This is a genomic window from Vibrio sp. Y20_XG_PY13 (assembly GCF_024181925.1).
In the GTDB taxonomy this organism is placed as follows: Bacteria; Pseudomonadota; Gammaproteobacteria; order Enterobacterales; family Vibrionaceae; genus Vibrio; species Vibrio parahaemolyticus.
This window is the reverse complement of the sequence record NZ_JAMZAL010000003.1, coordinates 167,948-186,962: the sequence shown is the minus strand read 5'-3', so window position 1 is coordinate 186,962 and position 19,015 is coordinate 167,948. Positions and strand designations below refer to the sequence as shown.

The following is a 19,015-nucleotide window of genomic DNA, read 5'->3' as shown; positions in this document are numbered from 1 at the left end:
ACTGTCTTATCCATAACGAGAAACAGCACGATGAAAAAGAATCTAAAAATTACCATTATTGGCGCAGGCTCCAGTTACACGCCTGAGCTTATCGAAGGTCTCATCAAGCGCAATCATGAACTGCCTATCGGCGAGTTGTGGTTGGTCGATATTGAAGATGGCAAAGAGAAAGTCAGCATCATTGGCGACTTAACACGCCGTATGTTGGCGAAAAACAACCTGTCTCATATTGATGTTCACGTCACGCTGGATCGCAAACCCGCATTAAAAGACGCCGATTTTGTCTGTTCTCAATTTCGCGCGGGTTGTTTGGAAGGTCGCATCCGCGATGAACGCATCTCGCTTAAATACGGCATGATCGGTCAGGAGACCAATGGTTTAGGCGGTTTTGCTAATGCCTGTCGCACCATTCCTATCGCGCTAGAAATCTGTAAAGAGATGGAAGAGTTGTGTCCAGACGCTTGGTTGCTGAACTTTACTAATCCATCGGGCATGGTGACCGAAGCAATTCTCAAACACACCAAAGTAAAAGCGGTCGGTTTGTGCAATGTGCCAGTGATCATGCAAAAAGGCATCGCGCAAATGCTGGGGGCTGACGAGCAAGACTTTGTATTGCAAGTCGCGGGTTTGAACCACTTTATCTGGGCGCGCCAGATCCTGCATGAAGGTCGCGATAAGCTGCAAGAGGTAGTCGAAGAGATCTTATCGGGCAACGATCCTCTCGTTCCACAAAACATTCCTCCATTCGAATGGCCAACAGAACTGCTGCGCAATATGGGGATGATCCCATGCGCATACCTTCGCTACTATTACACCAGCGAAGACATCATGAAGCAGGAAATTGAAGAAGCGAACGGCGAAGGCACTCGCGGCGAAGTGGTCAAAGCGATGGAGAAACTTCTGTTCGATATCTACCGCAACCCAGAGCTTAACGAGAAACCAAAAGAACTCGAAAAGCGCGGTGGCCAATATTACTCAGAAGCGGCCTGTGCGCTGATGAGCTCAATCTACAATGACAAACGCACCATCATGCACGTGAACACTCGCAACAACGGCGCGATTGCTGGCTTGCCGGACGACTGCACTGTGGAAGTGAGCTGTATGATCACTAAATCAGGGCCCGTTGCTTTGAATGTTGCGCCGTTCCCAACAGATACGCTGCGCCTGATTCAATTGATGAAGGATTTTGAATCGCTCACTGTCGAAGCCGCGGTCACTGGCAACCGCAACGCGGCGCACCGGGCGTTGATTCTGAACCCACTTGTCACAACAGGGACGATTCTAGAGCAGGCATTGGAAGAAACAATTCAAGCGAACCTCGACTACATGCCGCAGTTTCGTTAATCCTAACTAAAATGCAAAAGGGATGGTGAGTGCCATCCCTTTTTGTATTCACATGGTTAGAATAATCTTGCCACTCCGCGCTAGTGATTTTTCTTCAATTTGTTCAATCGCAGTTTGAAATGCTTCTAACGGTAAGTAGCGTGCAACTGCGAGCTTTATATCATTGGCAATAAAGTGTTTTAACATTTCAGCGAATACCGTCTTTCTCCCGCCTTTGCCTACCGATTCTTCCCAATACCGCAAAAAGAAGGTGCTAAAGTCGATGTTGTTGGCCTTCACGGACTCAAAAAACACTGGCGTATAAGGCGCTAGCGACAATGTCCCGTAGTTGATGTACTGACCATTTTCTTTCAAGGTACGAATGAGATCCGTGCCAGTCTTACCGCCTATCGCATCCAAAGCGGCCGTTGGTTGTGGCAGTTTGCGCGTTTGCAGTTGCGCGTGTAAGTCTTGCTTCGCGTCCAATACTGGAATCGTATCGTACGGATACTCGTCTGGCTTTGAAGTCACAGCAATCAGTGTAAAACCCAGTGAATGGGCGAGCTGGGCAAATATCTTACCGATCGCTGACCCTGCCGCATTGATGATCACCACATCATCTTTGTTCAACTTAGCCACTTTAGTGGTGATAACCCACGCGGTTAGCGCGTTGATGTACAACTGGCAGGCATAGCCGTTATCCAAACTTTCAGGTAACGGAAAAAGATTCTCGGGCGAAGCATCGATGTAGTATTGCCAAGTCCCACTCATCGCCACCAACACTTTTTGCCCAACTTGAAAGCCAGTTTGACCAACAGCACTGACTTCCACCACACGCCCAACCGCTTCAAACCCCGGCACGCGAGGTGGTACGTGAGCGCGGCGGTATTGCCCAACTCCATGAATGGAAAGCAAGTCACTTGGGTTAATATTGGTGGCTTCCAGTCGCACCCGAACCTTGCCCTGAGCAAGCGGTTTTAGGGGCACTTTTTCCAACGACAGCGACGTTTGGGGTTGACCAAAACAGAATTGATTAACTCGTGTATTTATCGTTGGTGCCATTGTTATTCATACCATGTAATTGAAATTAAAAAGGGACGTTTCTTGGCTTCTTCTCAAAAGCATTAAGTGAAGTCGAAGATCTGTATTTCTACCTGCGCGATGCGCCGTTCACTCTAAACTGTTGTGGCGTCATATCAAAATAGGCTTTAAATGCTTTGATGTAGGATGAGTCGTTTTGATAACCCACTAGGTCTGCAATGGCTTGGATTGGCAACGATTCATCCAACAAAGAAAGCGAGTAAATTAGCCGAATTTGTTGCCGCCAAAGCAGAAATGAAGTGTTGAATTCCTTGGCGAACAACCGTGATAAAGTGCGCTCAGACGCGCCAATTTTCTCTCCCCACTCTTTTAGCGAACAGCTCAACGCGGGCTCGTCGGTCAACTGCTCGAAAATCAGTTTTAGTCTTCTGTCTTGTGGCAGCAATAACTGAAATGTCTGCACGTTGCTTTTCAAAATTTGATCATGCAACACCGCCAGCAAATGCAGCACTTCTTCGTGGCTTGTCTCACCTTCACACTGTCTGCGGATCTCTTGTAAAAGCTCATTTAAAAACGGCGTTAAAGCAATGGTTCTCACTTGTGGCTCGTACGTTGCGCCAAACTCAGGGTTGAGGTAAATGCCAACAAATATCGTGTTGCTTAGAGCAATCGACTCGTGTTGAACGCCCGCAGGAACAAATAACGCAGAAGTGTGCGGAACCAAATGCTGATAATGCTCCGTTTGTGTTTGCAATAACCCTTTAATAGGAAAGATGATTTGATGCCAAGTGTGTTGATGCAACGCATCAATGTAACCTTTTGGCATGTCGATGGTTTTCACCAAAACAGGAGAATGGGGATTCGCGGCCATCATCTCATTGGAGGTGATGACGCCTGACTTCGAATCAATTTGGCGAGTTAGCATTGTTGATTGTCTTTTCATCCCTATTCCGACACAAGTTCTCTAGGCTATCATGCTCCGCATCGTGAATGAAGGTAAACACTTTATCTCTCATTCAAATAATAAGGAGGTTACATGAAGAAAATCGGCGTCGTAAAAGCTGTGCTAGCAGGGAAAACCGTCCCTTATGCTCATGGAGCGCTAAGCGCAATCAATAAACAAGTGCTGCCTGAGCGCCAGCACGCAACAGAGCTCGGTTTTATCAGTGATGAGCAAGGCGATCCGCGCTTTCATGGTGGCATTCAAAAAGCGCGTCATATTTACCCAAGCGAGCACTACCCAATCTGGCAACAAGAATTAGGCGAAAGAACCATTTTCCAATCCGCCGGCGGCTTTGGCGAAAACATCAGCTCCGAAGGCGTAACCGAATCCACGATTTGCTTGAAAGATAAAATTCGCATCGGCTCAACACTACTGGAAGTGTCGCAAGGTCGCATGCCTTGTTGGAAACTTAACGTACGCTTTGACCAACACGACATGGCGAGAAGACTGCAAGATACGCTTCGAACAGGCTGGTATTTCCGAGTGCTGGAAGAAGGCGAAATCGGTGCAGGTGACGAGATTATTCTGTGCGAAAGACCTTATCCAGAATGGCCACTGGCTCGCATCATGAGCGCGGTTTTCACTGGCTGCCTGGATAAAACAGAGCTAAGCCAACTGGCAGAACTGCCATTGGTTGAATCTTGGGGCAAGTTGGTCGAGCGCCGCCTAGAAACCGGCGAAGTTGAAGATTGGGAAATGCGCTTGATTGGCCCAACGGCGAACACCCCAAAGTAAAATTTTAAGCCACGCTCTGAACCGACTATGCCGTCAAGAGCGTGTTTTTTGGTTTACTTCGCACTCGGGGCTGGGCGTTTCAACTTACCTTGAAACTGCTTAATGCTCTTCTTAGCATTAGTTCGGCGGTTGGCTTTTTTATCGCGTGGCGCGCGTTTGCTCTCGCCAGTTGATGGCTTGTCCGTTACTGGAAAACCTACCAGATCTTGCACTGGTAACTCACGTTGAGTCAGGTGACGAATCGCGCTCAGTGCGTCCATTTCACCATGACATACCAATGACATCGCCACACCTTGTTCGCCTGCGCGAGCGGTACGTCCTACTCGGTGAACATAAGTTTCTGCATGCATTGGCAGTTCAAAGTTGATCACTACAGGTAATTGCTCAATGTGAATGCCGCGCGCTAGTAGATCGGTGGCAATCAACACCTGAATTTGCCCAGATTTAAACTGCGCCAGTGCTTCTTCTCGCTCATCTTGACTCTTATTGCCATGCAGCGCATTGGTTGAGATGCCCGCTTTATTCAGCTTCTTCGCTAAGCCATCGGCGTTCTCTTTCGCACCAATAAAGACTAACGTCTGAGTCCACGCGTTTTTTTGAATCAGTTCAATCAACGCCTTGGTTTTGCTGCCTTTATTGACCAAGTACAACGTTTCAACGATGTCTTGATTAGTGCTGTTTTCTTGATGCGCTGCGACTTGCTTTGGTGCCTGCATAAGTAGCTTCACTTTACCCTTTAACTCATCTGAAAACGTAGCCGAGAACATTGCCGTTTGACGATGGTTTGAAATCAGCCCCGCAATATTTTTTACGTCAGGCCAAAAGCCCATGTCCAACAAACGGTCGGCTTCATCCAATACTAGATAATGAACATTGCTCAAATCAAAGCCATTGTTTGCTAGGTCAACTAAACGACCAGTCGTCGCGACAAGGATATGTGGATTTGTCGCTAGCGCGTGATGTTGTTGCTCTTTATCAACTCCGCCACACAAACACACTGCGTTGAGGTCAAGAGCTTGACCAACTTGGTTAATAGCTTCACTCACTTGCATTGCCAGCTCACGAGTTGGCACAAGAATCAGCGCTTTTTGCTCTGGATTGACACTCAGCTTTTCCAACAAAGGCAAACCATAAGCAAGTGTTTTGCCGCTGCCTGTATTTGCCAAAGCCAATAGATCTTGACCAGCCAACAGCTCAGGAATGGCCAACGCTTGAATATCGGTCGGTTTCTTGAAGTCTTTTGGCAGGGCGTGAATCAGCTCAGAACTCAATGAGAGAGTAGAAAATGGCATTAGCGAAACCTTGTACTTTTGGTTGAAGAAGCAATAAAAACAATGAAGATGCGGTAAAACGCAGGCGCGGACTTTACCACAATCTGCTAGGTGAACCATCCTATTTTAGGCGCTTAAACCAAGCGGCGCCGATGCAAATCTTCAGAAAACAAAAAAGCGCCGAGCCGAAACCCTGCGCTTTTAAAAACGGTTTTACATTGTAAATCGTTACTTGGTGTAGAAAGCGATTGAACACATCTCCCAAACCCAAAACAATCAGTTTTTGGCGTCTAACACCGAATCCAGTACTGATTGAGCATTACTCGCAATACTTTCACCACAGCACTGCTTTAAAACCAGAATGAAATCATTCAGTTCTTCGGCAGACACGCCATTATTCATGCTGATGTTGTAGTGCGCCGCAAGCTGGCTGTTCACTCCGTTGATATTTGCCAGCGCTGCAATCGTGGCAATTTCTCGTTGTTTCCACGTCAGGAGGTCACGCGCGAAGATGTCACCAAACAAATGGGCTTTTAAGTACTGATCTATTTGAGGTGAAAAGTCGAACAGCGGGCCTTTGACTTGCATACCGACCAGCGTTGTTTGGTTCTGACTGCCTAGCTCTAAGCTGCTTTTATCTGCCGTCAACGGCGTCGATTCACGCCCTAATGTGTCGGTAATACCACGATTTTTGCGCACTTCAACCACTTCCATAAAAGCAGCCAATCCATTCAAACTGCGGGGAAAACCTGCGTAAGCGTATAGTTGAGCAAGAACTTCTTTAATCTCATTGATCGTTAAGCCGCTTTCTAAACCATCATTCAGGCTAATCTTGAGTTTTTCTACGTCACCGCTTGCGGTGAAAGCCGCGATTGGAACGATGGCTCGTTCTTTATTACTCAATTTATCTGTTGCAAAAGCAGGCATAACGGCGGATATCGTTGTCATAGTCAGTACCCAAATTAATATGGACTTGATTGAAGTTTTAATCGCGATCATTGTCAGAACCTTCCGTTGGTTGACCACACGCCGAAGCGACTTGAGGAGCCATAAAAGCGACACCAATGAGCGCAATCTGTACGCTCATGTAAGTTTGATATTTACTTGGCTTGCCTGTCATTGTCAGATCTCCGACGTCCTTAAGTTAGCGTTCAATTAGCCAAGCTCTGCGTACTCTTCGTCCGTCACGGGTTCACACCACTCATTGCTTGCTCCTTCAGCGGGTATTTCTATTGCTACATGTGAAAACCAGCTATCTTTAGCTGCGCCGTGCCAATGCTTAGTGCCAGGTGCAATATGCACGACGTCGCCCACGTTGAGCGCTTGCGCTGGCTGACCAAATTCTTGATACCACCCGCGGCCTCCCGTCACGAGCAAGATTTGTCCGCCTTCGTGATGAATGTGCCAAAAATTACGGCAGCCCGGTTCAAACGTCACATTTGCTACGATCAGCCCCGGTAGGTTGAGCAACGCCAAGTAGCTTGTCCCCGTGAAGTAATCGGCATACGCTTCGTTCTTTGCCCCGAAATCAAAAATGCCACGGCCGTTAAATACTCCGGCTGTTAGTGATTGTGGAATCTGTGTTTTTGCTGTGTGATTAACCATTGCTCTACGTCTCTTTATGGAATGCAGGATGCGTATCGAGCATTCGCCAAACTGTGTAGATACGTTAACGCCGTAGGCCATTTATCGTTAGCCTATTCATGGCTAATACTTGCCTAATTTTCCAAACAATTGGACTTACATTTTGGTACTAGAGACGACCAACCGTCTCTTCTTCTGCCAAGAACAATAAATAAAACATTAATTTAAAAGCAAAATAAGTAAGAATAGAGATTGAAAACGTTTAAATTGGAACGGTTCAAAATTGCACAAAAGGAAAACAGCGCCTTGCCTGATAATCTTTACTTCGCAAAATGTCGTGATATACATTGAATAACAACCTCAATAATCCGAGAGCCTTTTCGCGATGTCAGATTTATCACCTACCAGCTTACCAAGTAGAGCATTCGCCACTCAGAAATTAGCCAAACTGATTGATCGATGGACGGGAGACGCAAACCAATACGACACGCCAATTTCGGGGTTGAGGTTCAGTCGTTGGACAACCCCGACACCGCCTACGAGCTATACCCACAATCCAAGTATTTGTCTTATCGCGCAAGGCAGGAAGCGAGTCTTATTGGGAGAGGAAAGCTTTATTTACGATGCCAACCACTTCCTGATTTCTTCTGTCGATCTCCCTATCATTGCCAACATTATCGAAGCCAGTGAAGAGCAACCTTATTTAGGGCTGATCATGGAGCTGGATTTGACCGAGATTTCCCAACTGATTGTCGATAGCGAACTTGCCTTTACTCAATCCAAAGAAGCGCAAAAAGGCATTGCTGTCGGTGAGTTGTCGGAATCTCTATTGGATGCGTTTGTACGTTTAGCAGAATTATTAGACGAAGGCCAAAACATCAAAATTTTAGCGCCCATCATTAAACGGGAGATTTTTTATCGCCTTTTGATGAGTGAACAGGGCACGCGTCTCCATCAAATCGTGACTGCGGGCAGCCATAGCCATCAAATAGCCAAAGCCATCGACTGGCTCAAAAACAACTTTGTCAAACCATTAAGTGTTGGAGATTTGGCTTCGTACACAGGTATGAGTAAATCGTCGTTTTACACGCACTTTCGCTCCATGACGTCCATGACACCATTACAGTTTCAGAAGAAGTTACGCTTAAGTGAAGCACGCCGATTGATGCTGACAGAAAACTTAGACGCCATGGCTGCGACATTCAAAGTCGGCTATGAAAGTCCGTCTCAATTCAGTCGGGAATACAGCCGCTTGTTTGGCGCACCGCCGTCTAAAGACATCAAATCGCTAAGAGAAAATTTGGGCTAAATTGGCACAAAAAAGCCGTTAGTCTGTACTGCCACAGAGCTAACGGCTAAAAACCCATGAAGAGAACGCTTCGTCAGCACTTCACTGCGGCTGACAAAAAATGTGTAGTTTGTTAAAGCACAGCTTTGCGACTCGGTAAGAACACTTCACCCAACATGCAACGTACAGAACCACCACCAATAGATTCTATGGTGGAAACGTCGAATGGCAGCAATTTACCGTGTGTCGCCAATTGGTTTCTTTGTGCTGGTGAGAATGCTTCGTACGCCGATTGAGACATCGCAATCACCTTGTCGCCGTTGATGGTTTCCAGTTGCAGAATGTTGCCACAGAACTGGTTCATCTGATCAAGCGAAATTGAGATAACTTGTTTATCTTTTGCCAGAGACTTCAAAACAAAACGACGCTCAAATTCTGGGATCACTTCATCACAAATCACACAAAACTGCTCACCCACAGCCATCATCACGTTGGTATGGTAAATCGGCGAACCCGATGGCAACCGCGTTTGGAATGAAATCACGCGCTCATAACCAATGCGATTCGCGTAATCTTCCAACACTAGGCGATCACAACGCTGTGACAACGCGGCATAAACGGTTTTGTTTAGATGGTCAAAAACCATCACACCAGTGCTTTCTAGGTACGCGTGATCGCCTAGGTAATCCGTTAGGCTGCTTTGTTGGTGAACTTCACGTCCTGCAGCGGCTAGCGCGGCAATTAACGCTTCCGGGCGAACCTCATGCTGACGGTTTTCACACGCCATTGGGAAGGTATAAAGCGTGCCGTCTGGTGTCGTGCTAAACCAGTTGTTTGGAAATACCGCATCTGGCGTCGCAACATCAGAAACTGGATAGTCAAATTCCACCACTTGCACTCCTTCTTGGCGCAACGTGGCAACCATTGCCGAAAATTCAGCCATGGTTTTTTGTGATACTTCTTTCTGGCTCAATGACACCTGATGCTGAAACTCATTGTCTTGCGCCGTTTCTTCATTAAAACGAAATTCTTTAGGTGGCACCATCACTACGCAGTTTGCGGTTTGGCGCAGAGCACTTTGTGTGCTTTCTTCTTTCCCATCAGCAAATTGGGGTACTGATTCGTGTAATAGCATCCAATACATTCCTTATCTCTAGAATGGAGAGATTGTAAATTTATTGTTAACTCCAGTTTTGCTGTTTTCGCGATTATTTCTATTCTCTAAAAGTAATTTTTCCTGCAATTGGACAGCGAAACACGATTTTTTATTGTCACTTTGCTGGTTTACGCTTTTGTGGCTCGGACATGACAAATACAATAAATGGGATATTTCAATTCAGTTCATAACCAACTAGTTACATTTAAAAGGCGATCGGTTAGACTATTTTTTCGCCCCTCTCACAAACTCGTCTGCTTTTCTGGCTAGCGGACAACGATATTTCTTACCACCTATCTCGGTGCGCACTGCCATGTCCAAGCAGTGTAAATCGATGGATTCAGTAGACCGAGATGGCATTGTTTTAACTTTAGGATGAGTTATGTTTAAACGATTTGAAGGCTTCACAGAGCCGTTTCCCAAATCTACGCCCGATCAGCCCCCTTCAGGGATTTTTGCCTTTCTACGCCATTACACCCGAGGGTATGAAAAGCCACTGATCATCATGTCACTGATGTCGACGATCGTTGCCATCGTCGAAGTCATGCTATTTGGTGCAATGGGCCAACTGGTGGACTGGCTTTCCACCAGCAATCCAGAAACCTTTTTGCAAGATAACCGAGCGGATCTGATTTTTTACGGCGTCTTACTTCTGGTTGTAATGCCACTTTTGGTTGTTATCTACTCTTTGCTGGTGCATCAAACCTTGTTGGGTAACTACCCAATGTCCATTCGCTGGCTTGCTCACCGTTATCTGCTCAATCAGAGTCTGAACTTCTATCAAGATGATTTTGCAGGGCGCGTTGCAACCAAAGTGATGCAAACCTCTCTCGCAGTACGTGAAACGGTCATGAAGAGCATGGACGTATTTGTCTACGTGACGGTTTACTTCACCAGTATGGTCGTGATGTTAGCAGCTGCAGATTGGCGTTTAATGATTCCGATGATTGTCTGGCTTTTGGTTTACATCGCGATTCAGATTTACTTTGTACCGAAACTGAAAGATGTGGCCTCTGAGCAAGCCGATGCGCGCTCAACCATGACAGGCCGTATTGTCGACAGCTACACCAACATCCAAACCGTGAAGCTGTTTTCACATAGCCAGCGAGAAACCCAATATGCCGAACAAGGCATGAAAGGATTTCTCAACACGGTTTATCGTCAAATGCGCTTGGTTACGGGCTTTGACGTGGCGGTTGAAATTTCCAACTACATCTTGGTGTTTTCCGTCGCGGCTTTGTCGATTTATCTGTGGTTGGACAGCGCGATTAGCGTCGGTGCCATTGCTATTGCGGTCAGCCTAGCGCTGCGCGTTAACGGCATGTCGATGTGGATCATGTGGGAAGTAGGAGCCCTGTTTGAAAACATGGGTACTGTCGTGGATGGCATGAAAACACTGTCCAAACCTATCGATATCCAAGACAAACCGAATGCGAAAGACTTGGTCGTATCTCAAGGTGGCATCCAGTTCGATAACGTCAGCTTTCATTACGGTGAAAACAAAGGCGTCATCAACCATCTGAATCTCGACATCAAACCTGGAGAAAAAGTCGGCTTGGTTGGGCGCTCTGGCGCAGGCAAATCCACGTTGGTGAACTTGCTGTTACGCTTCCATGATGTGGAAGAAGGCAGCATTAAGATTGACGGTCAAAACATTGCTGACGTCACGCAAGATTCGTTGCGCTCGAAAATTGGCATGGTGACACAGGATACGTCTCTTTTGCACCGTTCAATAAGAGATAACATCTTGTACGGCAACCCAACCGCCTCAGAAGGGGAACTGCTTAAAGCGACGAAACAAGCGCACGCTCACGAGTTCATCGAAACACTGACAGACCCATTTGGCAATGTCGGCTACGATGCGCAAGTTGGCGAACGAGGCGTGAAGTTGTCTGGTGGTCAGCGTCAGCGTATCGCTATTTCTCGTGTGTTATTGAAAGACGCGCCGCTGTTGGTACTGGATGAAGCAACTTCAGCTCTGGACTCAGAAGTCGAAGCGGCTATCCAAGAAAGCTTGAACGAGCTCATGCAAGGAAAAACCGTGATTGCAATAGCACACCGATTGTCGACCATCGCCCAGATGGATCGCTTAATCGTTCTCGACAAAGGTAACGTCGTAGAGCAAGGCTCGCACCAAGAGCTGATCGCTCATAACGGCATCTACGCACAGCTTTGGGCACACCAAACTGGCGGTTTTCTTGGTGAAGAACTAGACAATCAACAAGCTTCTTAACACCGCTTCATCCCTTTAAAAACGGCGCTTAAAGCGCCGTTTTTTATTCTCGAATTACATGAGCACTGAACTGACGAACTCACTTATTCTCATTTATGAAACACCAACAATGATGAAGATCACACTTTTTCTGCTAATATAGCGCCTCGTTGCGTATCTATTGCAATGGACACAATGCAGAGTACCTAGCTGAATTCATTTATCGTTTCACTTTTTGATAAGCAGCTATACTCAATAGATGGCTTAGTTATTAAATTAACAATAAGGTAATTAGCTTATGTGTAAATGTGGTTCAATGCAGATCGTACAAGTAAAACCTAGTTGGGCTGACAAGCTATTCGGCTATTCAGAAAGATGGAAATGCCAACTTTGTTGTAAGATCTACCGCATCTAAAAATTAAAAAAATAGAATCTTAGTTTTTCTAAGAAAAAGCAGTGGCCCGACAATGATTGTCGGGTTTTGTTTTTCTAAAGCCTCAATTATCTCCTACGCTTCCACGTAAACCAATCTGCTCAACACCTAGCATCTCAATGTGACTTAGGTATAGAATCTGGCCCACTTATTTCTTCCTCTATTCATACATAACTGGTCACTATGAACAAAAGTTTGCTAACGAATCTGCTCGCCATCGCTTTGATGGGCGCAGGCCATCAATTTCAGAACGACTATCTTTGGTATGCAGGTCTCTTTGCCTTCTCTGGCGCCATCACTAACTGGCTTGCCATCCACATGCTGTTTGAAAAAGTGCCGGGCTTATACGGTTCTGGTGTGATTCCCGCAAGGTTTGAAGAATTCAAACTGGCGATCAAAAATTTGATGATGGAACAGTTCTTTACCGAAGCGAACATCGACCGATTCTTGAATAAAGAAATGGCGGGCGGTGTGAACATCGATCTTCAACCTGTGATTGAGAAAGTGGATCTAAACCCGGCCTTTGACTCACTGGTAGAAGTCATTGAAGGCTCCCAGTTTGGCGGCATGCTAGCGATGTTTGGTGGTGCGGAAGCTCTACAGCCGATGCGACAACCTTTCGTCGAAAAGATGCAAGTGTCCATCATCGAACTGAGCAAGAGCGACAGTATTAAAGAAGCTTTGAAAGAGCAATTTGAATCACCAGCCATGATGGATGAGATTAAGCAGAACATCGAAGGCATCATCGACCAACGCCTTAGCGAGTTAACGCCGGCATTGGTTAAAGAAATGGTGCAAAAAATGATTAAAGAACACCTAGGCTGGCTAGTAGTTTGGGGTGGCGTATTTGGTGGTTTGATTGGTGTTATTAGCACCTTTATCGGCGCATAATCCTTCACTAAACATCGAGAGACCTATCGAAAAAGGAGCCCGTTGGCTCCTTTTTTATGTCCTGTACCACGACAAATGCGTTAGCCTAATAGCTCCGGATTCACACCAAATCCCGTTTTGTGCTCTTCTATCACCACTTCACTTCGCGTCTGAATAACACCCGGTAGCGTGCCTAGCTTACTCGACATGAACTCTTGATACGCTTTCATGTTCTTCACTCGGACTTTAATCATGGTGTCGAAGTCACCAGAGAGCGAATAACACTCTTCGATTTCTGGCATCAATTCCACCGCTTTGGCAAACTTTTCAAAAATCGAGAAGCTGGTTTGATCCAAACGAATATGAATGAACACCTGAACATCCAATCCTAATTTTTCAGCATTCAACTCGGCATGATAACCATTGATATAGCCTTCTTTCTCAAGCCTTTTGACGCGATCTGAGCACGGCGACGTGGTTAAGTTAATCTGCTTCGCCAGTTCGACGACTGGAATTCGTCCGCGTGAATGAAGCACTCTCAAAATATGCAGATCAATCCTGTCTAATTGGTAGCTCATCAACACATCCTTGTAACAACTCAGGGAGCTTTACATTAATCGTTACCGTTATGTTTGCAAACTAACAAATGAACAACGTGTGAATTCCGCTTAGTTTTAACGTTTGCTTAGCACAAAAAGCCATCATCAACCTAAAAACACATCCTACTTGTTAACATAAGTTTATAAATAACAAAGGTACTCACACGGCATTTATAAGAGAAAAATCGGTGTGAATGAAAAAGTGAAACGATGAACTTTGCAGAGAATAAAGTGAGCTATAAACAGAAGAAATGAGCCAAATAGTAAGGCAATAATAGGAAAAATTATTGAGGAAAAAGCAATGTTAACCTTACAACTGGCGTACAAACCGTTTGGTGTTGGCGAATGGACATACACCACGGTTTCTCACGAAGTCGCGAAGTTTTTAGCACGTGAATACGCATCTTATGGCTGGCCAGTGATGATCGACGGATCGCCCTACTCCAACGAAGAACCTTTAGCAGCCTAACGTTAAACTACAGGGCGGCCGATACGTGTCTTGCCGGGTGAGGTACCACTTCACCGATGGCTCGGTGGTTGCAGCAACGACAGAAATACTGTGGTTCCATCTCGTAATAGTGCTCACCTGAGACAAACTTCGCCATCAGTTGCGTGAAACTCACCACCTTACCGGTTAACGTGTCAACGGCTTGAGGCTCACAACGCTTCATGATCACCTTATGTTGCGTTGATTTTCTACACGCTGAGCAATATATATCCGGCATCTCTCTTCTCCCTGAATTTTTGTGTGCTACTGACAATTGACATATTTTGTTCAAAATAATTCCACAATAAAAAAGCCCCTTTACTTTTTTGTGCCCTATCTTCAAAAAATCCTACTAAAGTATGAAAAAACTGAGACCTTGGTCAGACCTCAACTTTTATACCACTTATATGAAAAACAGCACCTATGTGTGTAATAATACGACACATCACACATAAGCTATTGTTAGGGCTTATTATTTAGTAAGGCGCGTGACAACTTTACAGTTGGCTAGGTCGAGCTTTCGTAACGCTTTGTTATCTCGATTTACCCCGCAAACCAGTTGCTAGCAACAACAGCCGTCTCATCAAGGAAGAAATGCATGACGATACAACCGACTCTCACTACCGAAAGACTCGTCCTCCGGCCATTCAATATCGGTGACTGCCAACAAGTGGCTTTACTCGCTGGAGATAAGCGAATTGCCGACATGACAGCAAACATCCCACATCCTTATGAGCTACCGATGGCGCAAGCATGGATAGGTAGGCACGATCCGATGTATCAGCAGCATCAAGGCGTGGCGTACGCTATTACCTTGCGAAACACTGGGGAGTTACTTGGTGCGGTGAGTTTACCGCGTATCGAAGAGGGGTACGGAACATTAGGCTACTGGGTTGGCGTGCCACATTGGGGGAAAGGCTATGCATTCGAGGCCTCCAAAGCCTTACTCGAATTTGCTCGAATGCACTTTGAGTTAAACGGAATAACCGTGATGCATTTGGTGGACAATCTGCGTTCTAAATCGGTGATCCAAAAACTAAAGATCCCTTACGTCGGTGACAAAACATTGCGCATGCAAGGCAAAGAACGAAAGGTGTGTATCTACCAACTCACGTTCGTCGCTTCTGAATAAAGTCGAGGGATATGTCGGATGATCATCCATGAAACTTCACAAAATCTGCCCAAGAACAACCCTTTATTGCTGGGAACGGTATCGTTGTCGCTGTTCTATTTTTCCTACCTAGCAGACAAGCTCGTCGAGTTTGGACTCTTAGCACTCACGATAGTAGGATTTAAACTGATCTCAACGTACTTCACGCGCCGCGCGTTCAATCCTAAAACGCTATATATCGATGCAAGCACTAGCGCCTTGAAGTACAGCCAGGGCTCAACGGTTTACTTCCGTCTACCTCTTGATGACATTGTCAGAGTCCAAATACAGAAAGAGTCCTTCTCCAGCCAAAGTTTGATGATCTACACAGTCAACGACTCTTACCAAGTGCCGAATTCTGACAATTTCGATTCTCTGCAGTTAAAGGATTTAATGAAACAACTTGAAAAGAGGATTGATGATCAACGTCGTTAAAGCAAAAAAAGAAGATATTCCAGAAGTTTCCAATTTGGTCTCTAAATAGAAAGACAAAAAAGCCAGCAATTACGCTGGCTTTTCTCTGTGTTAGTCTTGTGCGACTTTCACGCGAATTTTGCTTTTTTCTACGTTCGTCAAATTCAGTGCTTCAAGAGCAGAAATTGCTTCTGCTTCGTCCGGCATGATGACAAAACCGAAGCCTTTCGACAAACCCGTTTCTTGATCAAGCACTAGCGAACACAGTTCTACTTTGCCGTACGCTGAGAATAATTTGCGGATATCTTGCTCGGTCATGTGACGAGCCAAGTTTCTTACTAAAAGTTTCATAATGAACCTAGTTGGTTTGATAACGGTTCGATTCTCTCAGTTTCTCTCTGGCAAACCAAGTGAATAATATGACGGCGGTGACTAGATCATTCTAAGTACATCTGTTTAAATGATTTTCCGTTCATTTTTCACCCATAGGATAGCCAGCATGGAAACGAAACGTCTCAAACTCATCCCCGCTTGTTTAGAACGAGCCGAAGAGGCGCATCAAGCTGTCGTTCGCAGCCAAAAGACTCTCGAAGTCTATCTGCCGTGGGTGCCTCATGTGCTGACATTAGAAGCGATGATAGAAGGGACAGAGAAAGCCATCGCAAACTTTGAAAACTTCGAAGAAGAGCTGCGTTACTACATCATTGAAAAGGAAAGCGATCGCTTACTGGGTGCGGTCGGTTTGATGATTCGAGATCCCGACGTACCATCCTTTGAGATAGGTTATTGGTTAGATGATGCAGCCGTTGGCAATGGTTATGTTGCCGAGGCTGTGCTCGAAGTTGAGCGCTATGCGTTTGATGATTTGGGTGCCAAGAGAATCGCAATTCATGCTGATAGCACCAACCAAAAGAGCCGTGCTGTAGCCGAGCGCTGTGGTTATGAGTTTGAAGGCGAACTCAGAAACGAACGTCTTACCACATCGGGAGAGCTGAGTAACACCGTGATTTACTCAAAAATCCGCGAGTAAGCCGCTTAGCTAAACCGATTTGAATACAATAAAAAAGCCCGCGATATTCGCGGGCTTTTGTCATCTTTGCAGTGGTTAGTCTAGATCAACCAACTTCTGCTTGTACTCTTGGTGTTGGTCTAGAACTTCTTGACCTGCACCGCCAGTCATCTTGCTAACCAACACGATAGCCAGTGTTGAGAAGATGATGCCCGGTACGATTTCGTAAACGTCGAACCAACCGCCAGTTAGCTGTTTCCAAACTACGATGGTCACGCCACCCACTAGGATGCCCGCTAGTGCGCCGTTACGGTTCATACCGCTCCAGTACAGGCTAAGTACTACTGCAGGGCCAAATGCCGCGCCGAAGCCCGCCCAAGCGTAAGATACAAGGCCTAGCACAGAGCTATCTGGTGTCATTGCTAGGAACAATGCAATCAAAGAAATCACGATAACGCCCACACGGCCAATCATCACCACTTCTTCTGAAGAAGCATCAGGTTTGATCACTTGCTTGTAGAAGTCTTCTGCTAGTGCAGACGAAGATACCAGAAGCTGTGAATCCGCTGTACTCATTACTGCCGCTAGGATTGCTGCTAGTAGGATACCAGCAACCACTGGGTGGAATACGGTGTTCACAAGCAACATAAAGATTTTCTCACCATCTTCTAGTTGCGTACCAGGGTGGCCAGTCACCCATACCAGACCAACAAGACCCACTAGCATTGCACCTGCCATTGAAAGCGCAGTCCAACCCACAGCGATACGACGCGCTGTAGTTAGGTCTTTGTTTGAACGTGATGCTTTGAAACGCGCTAGGATGTGTGGCTGACCAAAGTAGCCAAGACCCCATGCCGCTAGCGAGATAATCGCGATAGCTGACAGAGGCTCACCTTTCACATCGTTCCACAACGTCAGTAGTTCTGGGTTGATGTTGTGCATGTCTGAAGACAGTTGGCCAAAACCACCGTCCATAACAGCAATCGGAACGATCATCAGTGCTGCTGCCATCAATAGGCCTTGCACTAAGTCAGTCCAAGATACCGCTAAGAAACCACCGAACAGTGTGTAAGAAACCACACAAACTGTACCAATAACTACTGCAATGCTGTAATCAAGGCCGAATACGGTTTCAAACAGTTTGCCCCCTGCAACCAAACCTGAGCTGGTGTAGAAAAGGAAGAATAGAAGAATGAAAAACGCAGAGATGGTCTGAATCAGTTTTGATTTGTCGTTGAAACGACGTGACAGGAACTCTGGCAATGTTAACGCGTCAGTTTGGATGCTGTAAGTACGCAGACGTTTTGCACTGATGAACCAGTTAGCCCATGTACCAGCAAGTAGACCGCCTGCTAGCCAAAATGCCTCGATACCGGCTGCATACGCGTAACCTGGCAAACCTAGTAGAAGCCAGCCACTCATGTCTGATGCACCTGCAGATAATGCAGCAGGCCACGGACCTAGGCTACGGCCACCTAGGAAGTAGTCAGATGAATTGGAAGTCCTCTTATACGCGTAAACGCCAATGGCAACCATAATTATTAAATACGCCACAAAAGTGGACGTGATAGCAAAGCTATTTTCTATCATTTGATAGTCCTCGTTATAATTATTTCCTTCCTTGTCTTCTCTGACATTTTGCCATCGCAGCAATACGTCAAAGCAAGAGACACCAATCTGAACAAGCTCTCAGGCTGGTTATTTCAAATTGGTGTCACAAGTCAGGTTAGTGAGTTTCGTTCCCCAACTCGAGTAGAGTCGCGTTACCACCCACCGCTGTAATATTTATCGTTCGAGTACGCTCAGTAATAAAGCGCAACGAGAGATGCGGATCGTGAGCCAGTTTTGGTGACTCCAAATCCGTTTCAGAAACTAAGCCAACGATAGCACCATCGCGCTTAGCCAATTGAAGATTGAGCGCATGCTCAACCTGAGAATGCCCAACATAACCCACACTACGTACATCGCTTTCTAGCAACGGGGCAGACGCATCGTACGCAACTACTTGGACTAAGTTAGATGGGAAGTTTGTTGACGATACCGCTTGCTCAACCAGTCGGTTTAGCTCGGCATTGTCGCTGCAAATCACAACACTGTTACCTGCGATGAGGGCACAGGTGATCATTGCAAAAGTGCTGTACAGCGCGTTTTCAGTGTTTTCGATGTTGTTTTCACAAATCACCAAAGCCACACCACGACCAGCCGCGTACAGCTCGTTAGTTTCTCCCGTAGGGCCCACTAACTGATGAGGTTCTGCAAGCAGTGCAGACGCTTGTTGCAAGTGGTAAGACACTACTTTTGCCACAACAGCATTCTGCCCTTCTAGTGCAGATTTTAATGCCAACACATGTTCGCATTTGTAATCAAAATCGGTCAGATTCCACTGCTCCCAAGCAGAGAATGCATCTTTAAAATATGTGATCTGATGAACCATAATGCG

Annotated in this window: 21 protein-coding genes; 9 read left to right on the top strand and 12 right to left on the bottom strand. The window is 46.0% G+C overall.

Translation table 11 applies throughout. The features are described 5' to 3' along the window. The first annotated feature begins 30 nt into the window (after window positions 1–30). Complete coding sequence (locus NL646_RS09840; protein ID WP_253664157.1) at window positions 31–1,344, top strand: 6-phospho-beta-glucosidase; 1,314 nt, start codon at window positions 31–33, stop codon at window positions 1,342–1,344. A gap of 48 nt (window positions 1,345–1,392) precedes the next feature. Here NL646_RS09840 and NL646_RS09835 read toward each other — a convergent pair whose 3' ends face one another. Together NL646_RS09835 and NL646_RS09830 are read right to left on the bottom strand one after the other, a co-directional pair. After that, complete coding sequence (locus NL646_RS09835) at window positions 1,393–2,385, bottom strand: zinc-dependent alcohol dehydrogenase family protein (protein WP_253664156.1); 993 nt, start codon at window positions 2,383–2,385, stop codon at window positions 1,393–1,395. Between the two features lie 88 nt (window positions 2,386–2,473). Further along, entirely contained in the window at window positions 2,474–3,289 is an 816-nt protein-coding gene (locus NL646_RS09830; RefSeq protein ID WP_021452870.1) for a helix-turn-helix transcriptional regulator, read from the bottom strand. A 111-nt stretch (window positions 3,290–3,400) separates the two neighbouring features. Here NL646_RS09830 and NL646_RS09825 point away from each other — a divergent pair, with 111 nt between their 5' ends. Then, window positions 3,401–4,102, top strand: coding sequence for an MOSC domain-containing protein (locus NL646_RS09825; protein ID WP_253664155.1), 702 nt, complete (start codon window positions 3,401–3,403; stop codon window positions 4,100–4,102). Between the two features lie 53 nt (window positions 4,103–4,155). Here the strand turns inward: NL646_RS09825 and NL646_RS09820 are convergent, their stop codons facing one another. From NL646_RS09820 to NL646_RS09810, 4 genes are all read right to left on the bottom strand, one after another. Continuing rightward, window positions 4,156–5,394 (bottom strand): DEAD/DEAH box helicase, encoded by a 1,239-nt coding sequence (locus NL646_RS09820; RefSeq protein ID WP_253664154.1) that lies wholly within the window; start codon window positions 5,392–5,394, stop codon window positions 4,156–4,158. 255 nt (window positions 5,395–5,649) lie between these two features. Then, window positions 5,650–6,300, bottom strand: coding sequence for a carboxymuconolactone decarboxylase family protein (locus tag NL646_RS09815; RefSeq protein WP_005461376.1), 651 nt, complete (start codon window positions 6,298–6,300; stop codon window positions 5,650–5,652). Between the two features lie 58 nt (window positions 6,301–6,358). Beyond that, a complete protein-coding gene (locus NL646_RS23355) occupies window positions 6,359–6,493 on the bottom strand; it encodes a hypothetical protein (RefSeq protein WP_005461377.1) in 135 nt (44 codons plus the stop codon). Between the two features lie 35 nt (window positions 6,494–6,528). After that, window positions 6,529–6,978 (bottom strand): cupin domain-containing protein, encoded by a 450-nt coding sequence (locus NL646_RS09810; protein ID WP_253664153.1) that lies wholly within the window; start codon window positions 6,976–6,978, stop codon window positions 6,529–6,531. A gap of 364 nt (window positions 6,979–7,342) precedes the next feature. Here NL646_RS09810 and NL646_RS09805 point away from each other — a divergent pair, with 364 nt between their 5' ends. Further along, window positions 7,343–8,266, top strand: a complete 924-nt coding sequence (locus NL646_RS09805) for an AraC family transcriptional regulator (protein WP_025540660.1) — start codon at window positions 7,343–7,345, stop codon at window positions 8,264–8,266. 112 nt (window positions 8,267–8,378) lie between these two features. Here NL646_RS09805 and NL646_RS09800 read toward each other — a convergent pair whose 3' ends face one another. Further along, a complete protein-coding gene (locus tag NL646_RS09800) occupies window positions 8,379–9,380 on the bottom strand; it encodes an arginine deiminase-related protein (RefSeq protein ID WP_020838319.1) in 1,002 nt (333 codons plus the stop codon). Window positions 9,381–9,783: 403 nt separating this feature from the next. On the opposite strand from NL646_RS09800, the gene NL646_RS09795 reads away from it, so the two are divergent. Beyond that, window positions 9,784–11,634 (top strand): ABC transporter ATP-binding protein, encoded by a 1,851-nt coding sequence (locus tag NL646_RS09795; protein WP_005468225.1) that lies wholly within the window; start codon window positions 9,784–9,786, stop codon window positions 11,632–11,634. A gap of 595 nt (window positions 11,635–12,229) precedes the next feature. Next, window positions 12,230–12,937: a DUF445 domain-containing protein gene (locus tag NL646_RS09790; RefSeq protein WP_005484721.1), complete on the top strand. Its 708-nt coding sequence runs from the start codon at window positions 12,230–12,232 to the stop codon at window positions 12,935–12,937. Between the two features lie 80 nt (window positions 12,938–13,017). Here the strand turns inward: NL646_RS09790 and NL646_RS09785 are convergent, their stop codons facing one another. Further along, complete coding sequence (locus NL646_RS09785) at window positions 13,018–13,494, bottom strand: Lrp/AsnC family transcriptional regulator (protein WP_005465952.1); 477 nt, start codon at window positions 13,492–13,494, stop codon at window positions 13,018–13,020. A 322-nt stretch (window positions 13,495–13,816) separates the two neighbouring features. On the opposite strand from NL646_RS09785, the gene NL646_RS09780 reads away from it, so the two are divergent. Continuing rightward, window positions 13,817–13,984 carry a hypothetical protein gene (locus tag NL646_RS09780; protein ID WP_005466428.1) on the top strand — a complete coding sequence of 56 codons (168 nt, stop codon included), beginning with the start codon at window positions 13,817–13,819 and terminating at the stop codon, window positions 13,982–13,984. A gap of 7 nt (window positions 13,985–13,991) precedes the next feature. Here the strand turns inward: NL646_RS09780 and NL646_RS09775 are convergent, their stop codons facing one another. Continuing rightward, window positions 13,992–14,240, bottom strand: a complete 249-nt coding sequence (locus NL646_RS09775) for a hypothetical protein (RefSeq protein WP_020838321.1) — start codon at window positions 14,238–14,240, stop codon at window positions 13,992–13,994. 360 nt (window positions 14,241–14,600) lie between these two features. Here NL646_RS09775 and NL646_RS09770 point away from each other — a divergent pair, with 360 nt between their 5' ends. Together NL646_RS09770 and NL646_RS09765 are read left to right on the top strand one after the other, a co-directional pair. Next, the gene (locus NL646_RS09770) at window positions 14,601–15,134 is read left to right on the top strand and encodes a GNAT family N-acetyltransferase (RefSeq protein ID WP_253664152.1); all 534 of its coding nucleotides are present in this window, start codon (window positions 14,601–14,603) and stop codon (window positions 15,132–15,134) included. 18 nt (window positions 15,135–15,152) lie between these two features. Then, the gene (locus tag NL646_RS09765; protein ID WP_025520431.1) at window positions 15,153–15,587 is read left to right on the top strand and encodes a hypothetical protein; all 435 of its coding nucleotides are present in this window, start codon (window positions 15,153–15,155) and stop codon (window positions 15,585–15,587) included. Between the two features lie 90 nt (window positions 15,588–15,677). On the opposite strand, the gene NL646_RS09760 is transcribed toward NL646_RS09765, so the two are convergent. Continuing rightward, window positions 15,678–15,917, bottom strand: coding sequence for an RNA-binding protein (locus NL646_RS09760; protein ID WP_005466432.1), 240 nt, complete (start codon window positions 15,915–15,917; stop codon window positions 15,678–15,680). A 148-nt stretch (window positions 15,918–16,065) separates the two neighbouring features. Between NL646_RS09760 and NL646_RS09755 the strand changes: the two genes are divergently transcribed. Further along, window positions 16,066–16,596, top strand: coding sequence for a GNAT family N-acetyltransferase (locus tag NL646_RS09755; protein WP_005477406.1), 531 nt, complete (start codon window positions 16,066–16,068; stop codon window positions 16,594–16,596). 75 nt (window positions 16,597–16,671) lie between these two features. Here NL646_RS09755 and putP read toward each other — a convergent pair whose 3' ends face one another. Together putP and NL646_RS09745 are read right to left on the bottom strand one after the other, a co-directional pair. Beyond that, window positions 16,672–18,165 (bottom strand): sodium/proline symporter PutP, encoded by a 1,494-nt coding sequence (putP, locus tag NL646_RS09750; RefSeq protein WP_005484781.1) that lies wholly within the window; start codon window positions 18,163–18,165, stop codon window positions 16,672–16,674. Window positions 18,166–18,301: 136 nt separating this feature from the next. Beyond that, window positions 18,302–19,009 (bottom strand): 1-pyrroline-5-carboxylate dehydrogenase, encoded by a 708-nt coding sequence (locus NL646_RS09745; protein WP_005467523.1) that lies wholly within the window; start codon window positions 19,007–19,009, stop codon window positions 18,302–18,304. Between the last annotated feature and the right edge of the window lie 6 nt (window positions 19,010–19,015).

Coding starts and splice junctions, on each gene's coding strand:
- NL646_RS09770 (WP_253664152.1), top strand. CDS start 14,601: ATGACGATACAACCGACTCTCACTACCGAAAGACTCGTCCTCCGGCCA.
- NL646_RS09815 (WP_005461376.1), bottom strand. CDS start 6,300: ATGCCTGCTTTTGCAACAGATAAATTGAGTAATAAAGAACGAGCCATC.
- NL646_RS23355 (WP_005461377.1), bottom strand. CDS start 6,493: ATGACAGGCAAGCCAAGTAAATATCAAACTTACATGAGCGTACAGATT.
- NL646_RS09790 (WP_005484721.1), top strand. CDS start 12,230: ATGAACAAAAGTTTGCTAACGAATCTGCTCGCCATCGCTTTGATGGGC.
- NL646_RS09805 (WP_025540660.1), top strand. CDS start 7,343: ATGTCAGATTTATCACCTACCAGCTTACCAAGTAGAGCATTCGCCACT.
- NL646_RS09840 (WP_253664157.1), top strand. CDS start 31: ATGAAAAAGAATCTAAAAATTACCATTATTGGCGCAGGCTCCAGTTAC.
- NL646_RS09755 (WP_005477406.1), top strand. CDS start 16,066: ATGGAAACGAAACGTCTCAAACTCATCCCCGCTTGTTTAGAACGAGCC.
- NL646_RS09785 (WP_005465952.1), bottom strand. CDS start 13,494: ATGAGCTACCAATTAGACAGGATTGATCTGCATATTTTGAGAGTGCTT.
- NL646_RS09760 (WP_005466432.1), bottom strand. CDS start 15,917: ATGAAACTTTTAGTAAGAAACTTGGCTCGTCACATGACCGAGCAAGAT.
- NL646_RS09820 (WP_253664154.1), bottom strand. CDS start 5,394: ATGCCATTTTCTACTCTCTCATTGAGTTCTGAGCTGATTCACGCCCTG.
- putP (WP_005484781.1), bottom strand. CDS start 18,165: ATGATAGAAAATAGCTTTGCTATCACGTCCACTTTTGTGGCGTATTTA.
- NL646_RS09795 (WP_005468225.1), top strand. CDS start 9,784: ATGTTTAAACGATTTGAAGGCTTCACAGAGCCGTTTCCCAAATCTACG.
- NL646_RS09830 (WP_021452870.1), bottom strand. CDS start 3,289: ATGCTAACTCGCCAAATTGATTCGAAGTCAGGCGTCATCACCTCCAAT.
- NL646_RS09780 (WP_005466428.1), top strand. CDS start 13,817: ATGTTAACCTTACAACTGGCGTACAAACCGTTTGGTGTTGGCGAATGG.
- NL646_RS09825 (WP_253664155.1), top strand. CDS start 3,401: ATGAAGAAAATCGGCGTCGTAAAAGCTGTGCTAGCAGGGAAAACCGTC.
- NL646_RS09765 (WP_025520431.1), top strand. CDS start 15,153: ATGATCATCCATGAAACTTCACAAAATCTGCCCAAGAACAACCCTTTA.
- NL646_RS09775 (WP_020838321.1), bottom strand. CDS start 14,240: ATGCCGGATATATATTGCTCAGCGTGTAGAAAATCAACGCAACATAAG.
- NL646_RS09745 (WP_005467523.1), bottom strand. CDS start 19,009: ATGGTTCATCAGATCACATATTTTAAAGATGCATTCTCTGCTTGGGAG.
- NL646_RS09800 (WP_020838319.1), bottom strand. CDS start 9,380: ATGCTATTACACGAATCAGTACCCCAATTTGCTGATGGGAAAGAAGAA.
- NL646_RS09835 (WP_253664156.1), bottom strand. CDS start 2,385: ATGGCACCAACGATAAATACACGAGTTAATCAATTCTGTTTTGGTCAA.
- NL646_RS09810 (WP_253664153.1), bottom strand. CDS start 6,978: ATGGTTAATCACACAGCAAAAACACAGATTCCACAATCACTAACAGCC.